The sequence below is a fragment of the Mycetocola manganoxydans genome (genome assembly GCF_003667545.1).
Classification (GTDB): domain Bacteria; phylum Actinomycetota; class Actinomycetes; order Actinomycetales; family Microbacteriaceae; genus Mycetocola_A; species Mycetocola_A manganoxydans.
This window is the reverse complement of sequence record NZ_RCUV01000002.1, coordinates 107781-121141: the sequence shown is the minus strand read 5'-3', so window position 1 is coordinate 121141 and position 13361 is coordinate 107781. Positions and strand designations below refer to the sequence as shown.

General features: G+C 65.2%; 13 protein-coding genes. 12 read left to right on the top strand and 1 reads right to left on the bottom strand.

The genetic code is table 11. From position 1 onward, the window contains the following. The first annotated feature begins 152 nt into the window (after positions 1–152). From D9V29_RS01890 to D9V29_RS01875, 4 genes are all read left to right on the top strand, one after another. Positions 153–1421, top strand: coding sequence for an aspartate kinase (locus tag D9V29_RS01890; protein WP_121671626.1), 1269 nt, complete (start codon positions 153–155; stop codon positions 1419–1421). A gap of 135 nt (positions 1422–1556) precedes the next feature. Continuing rightward, a complete protein-coding gene (locus D9V29_RS01885) occupies positions 1557–2615 on the top strand; it encodes an aspartate-semialdehyde dehydrogenase (protein ID WP_121671625.1) in 1059 nt (352 codons plus the stop codon). Positions 2616–2661: 46 nt separating this feature from the next. Beyond that, entirely contained in the window at positions 2662–4311 is a 1650-nt protein-coding gene (locus tag D9V29_RS01880) for a sensor histidine kinase (RefSeq protein WP_121671624.1), read from the top strand. Continuing rightward, positions 4308–5495, top strand: coding sequence for a GGDEF domain-containing protein (locus D9V29_RS01875; protein ID WP_121671623.1), 1188 nt, complete (start codon positions 4308–4310; stop codon positions 5493–5495). Before D9V29_RS01880 ends, D9V29_RS01875 begins: the two co-directional genes overlap by 4 nt. A 144-nt stretch (positions 5496–5639) precedes the next feature. Here D9V29_RS01875 and D9V29_RS01870 read toward each other — a convergent pair whose 3' ends face one another. Next, positions 5640–6491, bottom strand: coding sequence for an endonuclease domain-containing protein (locus tag D9V29_RS01870; protein WP_183084885.1), 852 nt, complete (start codon positions 6489–6491; stop codon positions 5640–5642). Between D9V29_RS01870 and D9V29_RS01865 the strand changes: the two genes are divergently transcribed. The 8 genes from D9V29_RS01865 (at position 6490) to D9V29_RS01830 (ending at position 13267) form a co-directional block, all read left to right on the top strand. Then, positions 6490–6720 (top strand): hypothetical protein, encoded by a 231-nt coding sequence (locus D9V29_RS01865; protein WP_183084884.1) that lies wholly within the window; start codon positions 6490–6492, stop codon positions 6718–6720. The genes D9V29_RS01870 and D9V29_RS01865 overlap by 2 nt on opposite strands. A gap of 48 nt (positions 6721–6768) precedes the next feature. Beyond that, positions 6769–8247 (top strand): malate:quinone oxidoreductase, encoded by a 1479-nt coding sequence (locus tag D9V29_RS01860; protein ID WP_121671620.1) that lies wholly within the window; start codon positions 6769–6771, stop codon positions 8245–8247. Between the two features lie 197 nt (positions 8248–8444). Continuing rightward, on the top strand, positions 8445–9698 hold the full coding sequence (locus tag D9V29_RS01855) for a glycosyltransferase family 4 protein (protein WP_121671619.1): 1254 nt from the start codon (positions 8445–8447) through the stop codon (positions 9696–9698). A gap of 19 nt (positions 9699–9717) precedes the next feature. Beyond that, positions 9718–10332 (top strand): thymidine kinase, encoded by a 615-nt coding sequence (locus D9V29_RS01850; RefSeq protein WP_121671618.1) that lies wholly within the window; start codon positions 9718–9720, stop codon positions 10330–10332. Positions 10333–10437: 105 nt separating this feature from the next. Further along, positions 10438–10992 carry a hypothetical protein gene (locus tag D9V29_RS01845; RefSeq protein WP_121671617.1) on the top strand — a complete coding sequence of 185 codons (555 nt, stop codon included), beginning with the start codon at positions 10438–10440 and terminating at the stop codon, positions 10990–10992. A 147-nt stretch (positions 10993–11139) separates the two neighbouring features. Beyond that, positions 11140–12126, top strand: coding sequence for a diacylglycerol/lipid kinase family protein (locus D9V29_RS01840; RefSeq protein WP_121671616.1), 987 nt, complete (start codon positions 11140–11142; stop codon positions 12124–12126). A gap of 50 nt (positions 12127–12176) precedes the next feature. Then, positions 12177–12746, top strand: coding sequence for a histidine phosphatase family protein (locus D9V29_RS01835; protein ID WP_121671615.1), 570 nt, complete (start codon positions 12177–12179; stop codon positions 12744–12746). Between the two features lie 143 nt (positions 12747–12889). Next, positions 12890–13267, top strand: coding sequence for a hypothetical protein (locus D9V29_RS01830; RefSeq protein WP_121671614.1), 378 nt, complete (start codon positions 12890–12892; stop codon positions 13265–13267). Positions 13268–13361 lie beyond the last annotated feature (94 nt).

Genomic DNA, 13361 nt, shown 5'->3' with positions numbered 1-13361 from the left:
AACAGGTGCCGAAAGTCGACACGTCACCTCCCGAAACGGATGCCGTGGAGCAGGCCGCGTGCGGCGGCATCCGTCACATAGCAGCCCGCGTATGCGTGCGCCTTTAGAATGGGGAGTCGGGTAACGCCCGATCGACCCCACCAGGAGTATCCGTGAGCCTTATCGTGCAGAAGTTCGGCGGTTCCTCCGTCGCGGACGCCGAGAGTATCAAGCGTGTTGCCAAGCGCGTCGTCGAATCACACAAGGCCGGAAACGAAGTGGTTGTCGTCGTCTCCGCCATGGGTGACACGACCGACGAACTGCTCGACCTCGCCGCAGCCGTTTCGCCGCTGCCGCCGGAGCCCCGTGAGATGGACCTCCTTCTCTCGAGCGGTGAGCGCATCTCGATGTCGCTGCTCGCGATGGCGATCAAGAACCTTGGCGTTCCGTCGCGGTCGTATACGGGCCTTCAGGCCGGCATGCGCACAGACAAGCACTACGGATCTGCACGCATCGTCGACGTCAACCCGGTCCGTGTGCGCAAAGCGCTCGATACCGGCGCCATCGTCATCGTGGCCGGATTCCAGGGCTTCAACGACGAGACCGAAGACATCACCACCCTCGGCCGCGGCGGTTCGGACACGACGGCGGTAGCTCTGGCCGCTGCTCTCAACGCAGACGTTTGCGAGATCTTCACGGATGTCGACGGCATCTTCACCTCGGATCCCCGCGTCGTTCCCCGGGCCCAGAAGATCGACACCATCACGAGTGAAGAGATGCTCGAACTCGCGGCCAACGGCGCGAAGGTCCTGTACATTCGCGCAGTGGAATATGCCCGCCGCCACGGTGTGACGCTCCACGTACGATCATCGTTCAACAACAACGAGGGAACCCTCGTCATCAACCCGAAAGAGGGCGAAGAGATGGAACACCCCATCGTCACCGGTGTCGCGATCGACCTCACCGAGGCCAAGATCACCGTCGTCGGCGTTCCCGACGTTCCCGGCAAGGCCGCCCAGATCTTCAAAATCATCGCGTCGACAGACGCCAACGTCGACATCATCGTGCAGAACGTGTCGGCAGCGGCCACCGGTCTCACCGACATCTCGTTCACGCTCCCGCAGGACGAAGCCCAGAAGGTCCTCACCGCGCTGCTCGACCAGCGCGACGAGGTCGGATTCGATTCGCTGCAGCACGACGACCAGATCGGCAAGCTCGTCCTCGTCGGTGCCGGCATGAAGGCGAATACCGGAGTCTCGGCCCGGTTGTTCGAGGCGCTTCACCTCGCCGGCATCAACATCGAGATGATCTCGACCAGTGAGATCCGTATCTCGGTCATCACGCGCGCTGACAACGTCAAGGAAGCAGCGCGCGTCGTGCACGCTGCGTTCGACCTCGACGCTGAAGAAGAAGCAGTCGTCCACGGCGGCACCGGCCGCTGAGGTACAAGCCACCGACCACCTCTCGCAACTGCGGCGATCCGCAGCGAGAACTCCGAATCGCCGGTTGACCGCCGATTTGGGAGAATTATCCGAATTGAGGCGCGGAGCCCCCGCGCCGAACAGGAGAGAAACACCATGAGCAACGGAGTCCACGTCGGCATCGTCGGCGCGACAGGTCAGGTCGGTGCCGTCATGCGCACCCTTCTCGAGCAGCGCGAGTTCCCGATTGCGAGCATCCGTTTCTTCGCATCGGCGCGGTCAGCGGGCTCGACACTCTCCTTCCGCGGCGAAGACATCACCGTCGAGGATGCCGCGACGGCCGACCCCAGCGGACTCGACATCGCGCTCTTCTCGGCCGGGGCAACGAGCAGCCGCGCCCAGGCCGAGCGGTTCGCCGCAGCAGGCGCCATGGTCATCGACAACTCGAGCGCCTGGCGGATGGACCCCGAGGTTCCTCTCGTCGTCTCCGAGGTGAACCCTCACGCCATCGACGAGGCCAAAAAAGGCATCATCGCGAACCCGAACTGCACCACCATGGCTGCGATGCCCGTGCTCAAGGTTCTGCACGAAGAGGCCGGCCTCGAGCGTCTCATCGTCAGCACCTACCAGGCGGTCTCGGGCTCCGGTCTCGCCGGCGCACGCGAACTCGCCACGCAGGTCCGCGTCGCCGCTGAAGACAGCAACCTCCTGCAGCTCGTTCACGACGGTTCAGCTGTCACCATGCCCGAGCCAGTCGTCTACAAGCGCCCGATCGCCTTCGACGTCATCCCGCTCGCCGGCTCGATCGTCGACGACGGCCAGAACGAGACCGACGAAGAGAAGAAGCTCCGCAACGAGAGCCGCAAGATTCTCGAACTTCCCGACCTCCTCGTCTCAGGCACGTGCGTCCGCGTTCCCGTTTTCACCGGGCACTCGCTGTCGATCAACGCCGAGTTCGCGCGCCCCCTCAGCCCCGAGCGGGCCACGGAACTGCTGGCGGATGCCCCGGGCGTCGCGCTCGCCGACATCCCGACGCCTCTCGAAGCAGCGGGGCAGGATCCTTCCCTCGTGGGGCGGATCCGCGCCGACCAGAGCGCGCCGGAAGGCAAGGGCCTCGCGCTCTTCATCTCGAACGACAACCTCCGCAAGGGCGCAGCGCTCAACGCGGTTCAGATCGCGGAGCTCGTCGCTGCGCGTCTGACCGCAACGGTCTAGTTCAGGGCAGCGTGGCGGTTACGGCCGTGGCTGTAAGGTCAGAGGCATGACCTTTCCCTCCGCGTCCCGCGTGGAGTCGCACGGGCAGGCGCGATTTGAGCGCTCGGTCTTCCTCTGGCAGCTGCTGCTGGCCTCCGGGGTTCTTGTCCTCGTCTGCATCCTCCTGGTCCTCAGAGTCGACCTTTCGAAAGAACCCGCGCTGCTGTTCGGGGTTGCCGCCATCTTCGTGGCGACCATGGCGGCATCCGCGCTGACCTGGCGCAAGCTGTCGCGGCGGGCGGCGATCATCCTGCCGATCATCGACATCGCGGGTATCGCGCTGATCAACTACGGCGAGCCGAGCCTCGGTGCCGCGTTGTTCTACGTCTTCCCGGTGATCTGGCTGGCGACGTACTACGGATTGCTCGGAGCGGTCGTCGGGCCCACCCTCTCGAGCCTCCTCGTCTGGGGGTTCTGGCTGTTCAGCCCGGCAACGGTCGAAACAAACGCCAAGCTCCTCGTCCTGCCGATCGTGCTCGCGTTCGTGTCGACGGCGAGCTACATCGGCACCCAGAAGAACCTGGCGCAGCGCCGCCTGCTCCGGCAGCAGGCCATGCTGCTCGAGGATGCCTTCGACCGTGCCAGGCGCCAGCAGCGCACCCTCGACGAGGTCGTCAACGCCGTCACATTCGGGGTCGTCTCCTATGACAAGAGTGGCCGACCGACCATCGTCAACCGCGCGCATCGCGACCGGATGCGGCGCTTCGGCTATAGCGAGGGCGATGTCGTTCCTGAGTTCGTGTACGGCGCCGACCGGACGACTCCGTTCCCCCTCGAGGAGCGTCCATACCGGCGCCTGATGCGCGGCGAATCCTTCGACGACGTCGTGCTCTGGTACGGCGACCCAGGCGGATATCGGGAAGCACTGGCGATCACCGGACGGCCACTGCGCGACGCCGAAGGCCGGCAGGACGGGTCCGTCTGGGTCTCGCGCGATATCACCGCCGAGCTCGAGGCGATCGGCGCCAGAGACGACCTCGTCCTGTCGGTGTCACACGAACTCCGCACGCCGCTCACGTCGATCCTCGGCTACCTCGAACTCGTCGCAGACAGCGAGGATGTCGGTGAGGAGAGCCGCACGCACGTCGAGATCGCGCTGAAGAACGCAGACCGGATGCTGTCGCTCGTCTCCGATCTGCTCGTCGCGTCCCATGACGAGCAGATCGGGTTCCTCCTCAACTTCGCCCCCACCGATCTGGCCGTGATCGCGAAACAATCGATCCAGGCGCTCAAGCCGGTGGCAGAGGAACGCAAGATCTCCCTGCTGCTGACATCGATCGGCGATCCCGTTGTGTACGCGGACGAGTTCCGTATCCGGCAGGTCATCGACAACCTGCTCTCCAACGCCGTCAAGTACAACAACCCCGGTGGCCGGGTCAGCATCGCCGTCATCGGCGACATCGACGAGGTCGAGATCTTCGTGTCGGACACCGGTCGCGGCATGACCGAGGAAGAACAGAAGAACCTGTTCCAGCGCTTCTACCGGGCCGAATCGGTTCGTAACTCAACCGTGCACGGCACAGGGCTCGGACTCAGCATCAGCCGGGAGATCGCCCGCTCCCACGGGGGCGACGTGCGGATGTCGGCCAGCAGCCCCAGCGGGACGACGATGGTTGTCACACTCCCACGCGAAAAGGACGAGGACATCGACGAATGATCACAGCAGTAGAAGAAACGTCGAGCACACTCGATCTTCAGACGCTCCTCCTCGCGAGCGGCATGATCGTCGCCATCTGCGGGGTCTCCTTCATCATCAATACCGTCTTCGGTCGTAACGACTCGCCCGGGCGGCTGTGGAGCGCGGCGTTCGTCGCAGGCATCCTCGCCACCGTGTCGTTCGCCATCTGGGGAGCTGAGCCCGCCGCCTGGTGGGCGGTCGCGGTCGGCAACGCCTCCCTCGTGCTCTCGATGGGCTTCGTCTGGGCAGGCGCTCGTGTGTTCAACGGCCGCCGGTCGCTTTTCCCGGTGGTGGCCGGTGGGGCAGGAGTTGCGGCTCTCGCGGCGCTCGTCGCCGGCCCTGATGGCGGAGACTGGGCAGGCGGACTCGTGTTCCTGGTCGGCGTCTCCGCATTCGCCTCACTTGCCGGTGTCGAAGCGTTCCTCGCGCGGATGCGACGGAGCGTCAACGCGCGGATTCTCGCCTTCGTCATGCTCCTGGTCGGCGCCTACTACGGAACGCGCGCGGTTGCCTTCGTCGTCGTCGGCCCGGAGAGCGACCTCTTCCGCCAGTACTACGGAACAGAGGTCACGACCTTCTGCACCATCCTCTTCGTGATCGTGGCATCCACGTCGATGTCGATCCTCCGCGCTGAGCGGCCGGGCCCCGCTGTGCCGCGCGTGATCGAGCAGGCGCACTGGAACGGCATCCTCGCTGACACGCAGTTTTCGACGCCCGCGGCCGACCGCATCCGCCGAGCCAACCGTCGGGGTGAAGGAGTGGCGTTCGTCGGAGCGGAGATCGACAACCTTGCCGACATGAACACGGCGTTCGGGCGTTCGTTCGGCGACGACGCGATTGATTCGTTCAGTTCGATCCTGCAGGAGCACCTGCCGACCACCGCTCTCATCGGCCGACGGGCGGGTGCGCAGTTCGCCTGCGTCATGATGGTCGACTCGCTCGATGAGGCGTATGGGCGCATCGAAGACGTCCGCGCTGCCCTCGTCGATTCGCCGATCGAGAGTTCGAGCGGGTTGCGGCTCGGTGTCAGCTGGGGCGTCGTCCTCGTGCCGCCGCGTGAGCCGGATATCGCATCGCTCACGGCGCAGGTCCGCGAACTTGTGGCGTCTGCGCAGGCCGCGGGTGGCAATCGCATTGCGGTGGATCCTGCCGCCACGCGCTGAGGTTGCTGTCCCTTTCTGCGCGCGACTCGGTGAGCGCTCAACAGGTGCTGCCTCTGAAAACCTGCGTGTATCGCCTGTTGAGTGTGACAGCGGAAATTTCGCACCTGTTGGGCGTGCGCCACGCTTGGGCGGGGTAACGGCAGATCAGTAGATCGGCGGTCTGCCGCCAGCGAGAAGTCGACGCGTGACGTCGATGCAGCGATCCATGTCGTTCATCAGCTGCGGGTAGTCAAATCGGTGATACCGGTAGCCCAGCATGATCAGTTCAGCATCCCGGCGCCGGTCGATGTGCATCTGTTCGAGCTCGGCGTGGCCGCCGCCGTCGAGCTCGATCACGAGCCATCCGTCGATGAGAACGTCTACGTGTCCGACGCCCGCTACGTAGACCTGGATATCCACCTTCCACCCCTGTGCTTCGGCTGCGAGGCGGAAGTGCGTCTCGATTCCGGACATCGCCCCTCGGCGCTGGCGTTCGATCATCCGGCGCTGAGCGCGGGGGAGCACGTTGGCGATGTCGCGCACGGCGACGTCATCGATGAGGCCCTGGTGTCGAGCGCTCTCGAGGGAGGCAACGGCATCCGTTGTCTCTCCGTGCAGGAAGTACTGCACCAGGGCATCCGGGAGTGAGACCCGCCATCGAATGTCGGAATCCGTATGAAACCGCTCGGCTGTCGTGATGCGATGCTCGCCAGGCCGGGTCACGGGCAGCCGACTGGCCTGGGCGGAAGCGTGGACCCAGAGCCCTGATCGGCGTCCCATCCACACGCCGTAGCTGCGGAGAGCGGACGCGCCGCCGAGCCGTCCGCCCAGCCTGACCGACCGTACAGCCTCCGGGTGCGCGGTGCTCGTTGCCACCCACGGCCGACGGATTGGAAGGAGCTCGCGGTCAGCGATGGCCGAGCGCACGTGGCGAGCGGAGTGGCCAAGCTCGGCGAGTTGGTTCCGTTGTGCGAGAAAGCCGAACCGGCGCATGTCTTCTGCAAGATCGCGAGTCATGCGCCCAGTTTCAGGGTTGTACGTGGGGTACGGCGGCATGAAGACGATCCGTGGACGGTGGGCGACGCCGCCACGCCTGTGGAGAGAGCTCGTCGGTGACGCTCAACAGGTGCCTGGCTTCCAGAACGGCGTTTTGCGCCTGTTGAACGCAACCGCAGACGTTTTGCACCTGTTGAGCCAGCGCGGCGGGGGCGGGCTGATCGGCGAGGGAGTGGCGCAGCTCAGCTGAGGGCGCGAGCGTGCGCCCGCGGTCGGTCACGCCGCCTAAACTAGAGGCATGACAGCTTCCAGCCCGGTGGATGTCGCCCTCATCGGTGGCGGCATCATGAGCGCGACCCTCGCATCCTTGATCAAGCAGCTCCAGCCGGACTGGACCATCGAGATCTTCGAGCGACTCGGTGATGTTGCCGAGGAGAGCTCAAACCCCTGGAACAACGCCGGCACCGGCCACGCCGCCCTCTGCGAGCTCAACTACATGCCGGAGGGCAAGGACGGTTCGCTCGACCCGGCCAAGGCGATCAGCATCAACGAGCAGTTCCAGCTCAGCCGCCAGTTCTGGTCCTCGCTCGTTGCCCGTGGCATCCTGCGCGATCCGTCCACCTTCATCAACGCCACCCCGCACATGACCTTCGTGCAGGGCGAGAAGAACGTGACGTACCTGCGCGAGCGGTACAACGTGCTCAAGCAGCAGCCCCTCTTCAGCGACATGGAGTACTCAGAGGACTCCCGCGTCATTCACAAGTGGGCGCCGCTGCTCATGAAGAAGCGCCTCAAGGGTGAGCCGTTCGCCGCGACCCGTGTCGCCTCCGGCACCGACGTCGACTTCGGCGCGCTGACCCACCAGCTGATCGATGCAACGACGGATGCCGGCGCCACGCTCCGCCTCAACACCGAGGTCCGTGCGCTCAAGAAGCAGAAAGACGGAACGTGGCTGATCCGTCACCGCAAACTCGTGGGCAAGACCCCAGGCGAGACGCACGCTCGATTCGTGTTCGTCGGCGCAGGCGGGTGGGCGCTCAAGCTCCTGCAGAAGTCCGGGATTCCTGAGATCAAGGGTTATGGAGTTTTCCCGATCTCGGGCCAGTTCCTTCGCACGGACAACCCGAAGATCGTTGCCGAGCACCAGGCCAAGGTTTACAGCCAGGCCGCGGTGGGCGCACCGCCGATGTCCGTCCCGCACCTCGACGCCCGAGTCGTCGACGGTGACACGAGCCTGCTCTTCGGCCCCTACGCGGGTTTCAGCCCCAAGTTCCTCAAGAACGGCTCCATTCTGGACATCGTCACCCAGGTTCGTCCGTCGAACCTGCTCCCGATGCTTGCCGTCGCGAAGGACAACCCGAGCCTCATCACCTACCTCGTGGGTGAGCTTCTCGCGAGCAAGTCGAAGAAGTTCCGCTCGCTGCAGGACTTCATGCCGACCGCGAAGCCGGAGGACTGGTACCTCATCACCGCCGGCCAGCGAGCGCAGGTGATGAAGAAGGACGCAGAAAAGGGCGGCGTCCTGCAGTTCGGTACCGAGGTCATCGCGGCCGAGGACGGCACCATCGCGGGTCTCCTCGGGGCGTCACCGGGGGCATCCACCGCTGTTCCGATCATGCTCGATGTTCTGAAGCGGTGCTTCCCGCAGGAGTTCTCCCGGTGGGAACCGCAGATCAGCAGCCTGATCCCGAGCTACGGCACGATGCTCAACCAGAACCCGGCGCAGGCGCAGGCGGTTCTGTCAAAAACCGCAGACGCCCTCGCCATCTCGCGCTGACACGCGACCGTTCCCTTATCAGTGGTCCCCTCTTTGGGGAACCCGTTCCCGCAAAGTTGAGCAAGTCTCAGGGAACGGAGTATATTTGAGCCCCAGTCGGGGGTCCGACCCGGAGTACTCCAACGGACCCAAGCGTTCCTAAACGCATCCGACGCGAGAGGCACCCTCTGGTTGGTGTCAGAGGGTGATGGTTCGCGGTGGGCGCAGCAGGCAATTCCGGTGCGGGGTCAGCATCGCTCAGCATTCTGTACAGCTTCCCCGGAGCCATCGGCGGACCCGGGGCCGGCGTCGTCGCCTGGCACCAGGTCAACCAGCTTGTTCGCCTCGGTCACGACGTCACACTCGTCGTGGCCAACGTCGCCCGCCCGGTGGTCGGCATCCGTGCTCTTGTGCGCTCCCTTGACGTCGTCGGCCGGATGATTCCGGAACGCACCATTGGGCGAGCTCGCGCGTACATGTGGCACGACTGGCGGGCCCGCCGCGTGCTGGCCGCGGGCGCATTCGATGTCGTGCACACCTGGCCGCTTGCCGGGGCGCGCACCCTCGAACTCGCGCAGCGGATGGGTGTCGCCGGTGTACGGGAGGCGCCAGGATCGCACATCGCCGTCGCGTGCACCGTCGTGAGCCGGGAGTACGCGCGGCTCGGACTGGAGATCCCGGCCGTCTGGTCCACCTTCGGTGACGTCGACCGTCTCGAGCTGGAAGAGCGCGAATACGACGCAGCCACCGCACTTCTTGTCCCATCGGATGCCGTCGCAGACTCGTTTTTGTCGCGCGGCTACGATTCCTCCCGCCTCGTCCGCCACCAGTACGGGTTCGACCCGAGCGAGATCCGGGTGCCGGTGTTCGAAAAGGAGCACCCGTTCACGGCTGTCTTCATGGGCCGGGGTGTGCCGCGCAAGGGACTTCACTACGCGCTCCGGGCGTGGCTGTCATCGCGGGCGAGCGAGACCGGCCGATTGCTGATCTACGGCGAGATCGACGAGGACTACCGCGAGCAGGTGGCGAAGCTGCTCGACCACCCGTCGATCTTCCTCTGCGGGCCGACGAAGAAACCCGCCACCGCCTATGCCAAGGCCGACGTGCTTCTGTTGCCGAGTGTCGAGGAGGGCAGCGCACTCGTCACCTACGAGGCACAGGGTGCCGGTGTTGTTCCGCTGGTATCGACCGCGAGCGGTGCGGTTGTCGACCAAGGTGTGAACGGGCTCATCCACCAGCCGGGTGACCCCGAGGAACTGGCTGCCCACCTCGATCTGCTGTTCGATCAGCCTCGGGTGCGCGAGCAGTTGCGTCGCGCGGCTCTCGCCCGGGCACAGGAGCTCACCTGGACCGCGGCCGGACGTATTCTCGTCGACGCATACCTGTCGGCGCTCCGGCAGCCGACCGAGCTCGCTTACGGCCGCCCGACTGAACGGGTCTGGTCCGCGCGCAACGGCTCGGCGGTCTCCTAGCCGCCACTAAACTCGACGCGTGGCAAAACTCTACTTCCGCTACGGCGCGATGAACTCCGGCAAAAGCACGGCCCTCCTGCAGGCCGCGTTCAACTACGAGGAACGCGGCCACCACGTTCTCCTCGCCAAGCCGGCCATCGATACCAAGGCGGATTCGCACATCGAGAGCAGGCTCGGGGTGGATCGCCCCGTCGACTTCGTTATCGAACCGGATGCCGACACGTACGCCCTCTTCCAGCACCACCGCGCAGCGGCACTTCAGAGAAACGGTGCCGACCTCAGCTGCCTGCTGATCGATGAGGCGCAGTTCCTGACCGATGAACAGGTGAACGGGCTTCTGCGGATCGCGCTGCTCGAGGGGATTCCGGTGCTGGCATACGGCATCCGTACCGATTTCCAGACGGTGGCTTTTCCTGGCAGCCGCCGCCTGCTCGAAGTCGCCCATAGCCTCGAAGAGCTGAAGACGATCTGCCGGTGCGGTCGCAAGGCGCTGTTCAACGGCCGACGGGTGGGGGACCGGTTCATCTTCGACGGGGACCAGGTCGCGATCGACGGGGTCGAGGTTGCCTACGAGTCGCTCTGCGGCGTCTGCTACCTGCAGGAATCGGCCGGCGCACTCGGACCGGTGCGCTGACCGCTGGCCCGCGTGCCGTTCGACGGCGCTGTCAAGGCCCTCCCGATGACCAGGGTCCGAGCGTAGGTTCCTTGGACACTCATCGTGAAAAGGGGAAGGACTCTCATGCCCAGTCGTAACACCGTTGTCCGCAGCATGCATGATGTCGGCCTGGCCGCCTGGTTCGGAGGGTCCCTCATGGGTGCCGTCGGACTCAACGGCGCGACGGCACAAGCCCGGGATTCGTCGGAGGGGCTGCGGCTCGCGTCGATCGGCTGGTGGCGCTGGCTGCCCGTCGAACTCGCGGCCATCGTCACCCACGGCATCGGCGGCGTCGGTCTCATCGCCAGCAACAAGGAACGCCTGAAGAACCAGGCCGAGAGCCGCAGCAATACCGCGGTCAAGCTCGGAATCACCGTCGCTGCCGGAACAACGACGGTCATCTCGGGCATCCTCGGCCGGATCATCGACAAGCACTCCGAAGAGGGCGCTGAAGGGATCACCGAGCCCAAGCCGGAGGCACCCGAGAGCATGCAGACGGCCCAGAAGGTGCAGAAAGTTCTGCAGTGGGTGACACCGGCGCTCACCCTCGTGATGATCGTGCTCGGTGCGCAGCAGGGCGAGCAGCAGCGTCCGGTCAAGGGACTGTTCGAGACGACGGCGAAGATGTTCCGCCGCTGATCTGACATCCGCGAAAGCGCTCGAGGCCTGTCAAGGCCCCGGGCGCTTTCGCGTTCCAGCGGTGGTGGTCCCTAGGCTGAGAGGCAGCTGCCGTATCTCCTGCTGCGTTGCAGTGCGCACAGTGCCCCCGATCCAGGAAGCAGAACCATGAGCGACTCCACCCAGCCCGAGGCATCCGCCAAGGTTGCTGCCCTCGTCTACAACCCGATCAAAGTGGACCTCGACGCCATCAAGGCTGTCGTCGCCGCCGAGGAGAAGGCAGCGGGATGGGGCGAGACGCTGTACTTCGAGACCTCGGTCGAGGATCCGGGTCAGGGTGCGACGAAGCGAGCCCTGGAGGCAGGCGCCGACATGGTCATCGTCGCCGGTGGAGATGGCACCGTTCGCGCCGCCGCTGAAGCGATCCACGATTCGGATGCCGCGCTGGCGCTGCTCCCGTCCGGCACCGGAAACCTCCTCGCCCGCAACCTCGACCTCACGCTCGACGATCTCGAGCACTCGATCCACTCCGCCTTCACCGGTCGGGATCGCGAGATCGACCTGGGAATGATCGACATTCGGTCCGGCGAGTCGGCGACGACGAGCCACGTGTTCCTCGTGATGGCCGGCCTCGGTCTCGATGCCAAGATGCTTGCCAACACCGACGAAGAGCTCAAGAAGAAGGTCGGCTGGCTCGCGTATGTCGGAGCGATCTTCAAGGCGCTGACCGACAAGAACGAGCTGCGCGTGCGCTACAAGCTCGATTCAGGTCGGGTCAAGAACGTTCGGGCGCACACGATCATCGTCGGAAACTGTGGATCCCTGCAGGCGAACGTCCTGCTGCTGCCGGAGGCTGCTGTCGACGACGGCGAGTTCGACATCCTGATTCTTCGGCCCGAGAACCCGTTCCACTGGGTGCAGATCCTGTTCAAGATCATCTGGGAGAACGGGGTGCTCATGCGTACGAAGCTCGGGCGCAAGATGCCGATGAAGGACGTCACCGCGCTCAACTACGTCAAGGGCAAAGAGCTGACGCTCAAGCTCAGCCGCGCCGAGGAGATCGAGCTCGATGGCGACGGCATGGGGACCGCGGTTGCGGTCAAGGTGCGGATCAAGCCCGGTGGACTGACGGTGCGGGTGCCGCAGGACGCGTAGCGGCGGCGAGTACAGGCATCCCTCAGCGAGGCCTCGGCTACGGTGGATCCATGACGACAATTGCCCTCGTGCGCCACGGCGAGACCGACTGGAATCTTGGCAAGCGCCTGCAGGGTCGTGCCGACATCCCGCTGAACGAGACCGGAATTGAGCAGGCCCGCGCGCTCGCGACGACATTTTCGCCCGACGACTGGGCGCTCGTGTTCTCGTCGCCGCTCTCTCGTGCGTCGGCGACTGCCCAGGCGATCAGCGAGGGTTCCGGGATCCCGTTCGGTGGCATCGAGGACGACCTCATCGAGCGCAGCTTCGGCCAGGCCGACGGCGCGACCGCCGAGGACATTCAGGCCAAGTGGGCCGACCGGGTCTTTCCCGACGCGGAGCCGATCGAGGCCGTCCGTAGCCGGGGAGCTGCTGTCGTCGAGAAGCTCGTCGCAGAGCACGACGGCAACCTCCTCCTCGTGTCGCATGGGGCCTTCATTCGCGCCACCGTCTTCGCGCTCACGGGTAAGGACATTCAGGGACTCGCGAACGCCACAATGATCGTGTTGTCGCGTACGGATGCCGGTGGCTGGGAGATCCAGCCCGCTGCGGTTGCCGTCGCCTCCGCCGCAACCCGCTGATCGAGTAACAGCCCGCGGAACGGGACGAACTCGATCGCGTAGCGGCCCGGGAGCACGCTGCACCCCCGTTGATCGAGTGGTTGCCCGCGGAGCGCTGCCTATCGAGATCGCTTCCCGACGCCGGGCCCCGCTACAGTGCACTCATGACTCTCGCTGCGGCCGTCTTCGCTTGCCTGATCCTCCTCGCGCTGGCAGTGTTCCAGTTGCTCCTGATCGGCGGACGCCCGATCGGCCGCTTCGCCTGGGGCGGTCAGCACGATGTGCTGCCCCGGAACCTCCGTATCGGCAGCATGGTCTCGATCGTGCTCTACGCCGTCTTCATGGTGGTGATCCTCGAACGAGCTGGAGTCACAAACGTCTTCCCCGATGCGGTCGCACAGGTCGGCATCTGGGTCCTGACCGCGTACTTTGCGCTGGGTATTCTCCTGAACGGCATTTCGAGGAGCAAACCCGAGCGCAACCTCATGACACCGGTGTGTATCGTGCTGGCGGGGCTCTGTCTGCTCATTGCCGTGAGCTGAGTGCACCTCCGTCGGCACATTCGGGCGGAAAATCGTGGGGCCCGAGCGCTATACGTGGCCGGACCCCACGATTCTCCGCCCGAACGCACGGCAC

What these genes read in the sequence shown, in the direction of transcription:
- D9V29_RS01865 (WP_183084884.1), top strand. Translation starts at nt 6,490, where the DNA reads ATGCGCCCAGTTTCAGGGTTGTACGTGGGGTACGGCGGCATGAAGACG.
- D9V29_RS01845 (WP_121671617.1), top strand. Translation starts at nt 10,438, where the DNA reads ATGCCCAGTCGTAACACCGTTGTCCGCAGCATGCATGATGTCGGCCTG.
- D9V29_RS01860 (WP_121671620.1), top strand. Translation starts at nt 6,769, where the DNA reads ATGACAGCTTCCAGCCCGGTGGATGTCGCCCTCATCGGTGGCGGCATC.
- D9V29_RS01875 (WP_121671623.1), top strand. Translation starts at nt 4,308, where the DNA reads ATGATCACAGCAGTAGAAGAAACGTCGAGCACACTCGATCTTCAGACG.
- D9V29_RS01885 (WP_121671625.1), top strand. Translation starts at nt 1,557, where the DNA reads ATGAGCAACGGAGTCCACGTCGGCATCGTCGGCGCGACAGGTCAGGTC.
- D9V29_RS01880 (WP_121671624.1), top strand. Translation starts at nt 2,662, where the DNA reads ATGACCTTTCCCTCCGCGTCCCGCGTGGAGTCGCACGGGCAGGCGCGA.
- D9V29_RS01835 (WP_121671615.1), top strand. Translation starts at nt 12,177, where the DNA reads ATGACGACAATTGCCCTCGTGCGCCACGGCGAGACCGACTGGAATCTT.
- D9V29_RS01840 (WP_121671616.1), top strand. Translation starts at nt 11,140, where the DNA reads ATGAGCGACTCCACCCAGCCCGAGGCATCCGCCAAGGTTGCTGCCCTC.
- D9V29_RS01870 (WP_183084885.1), bottom strand. Translation starts at nt 6,491, where the DNA reads ATGACTCGCGATCTTGCAGAAGACATGCGCCGGTTCGGCTTTCTCGCA.
- D9V29_RS01830 (WP_121671614.1), top strand. Translation starts at nt 12,890, where the DNA reads ATGACTCTCGCTGCGGCCGTCTTCGCTTGCCTGATCCTCCTCGCGCTG.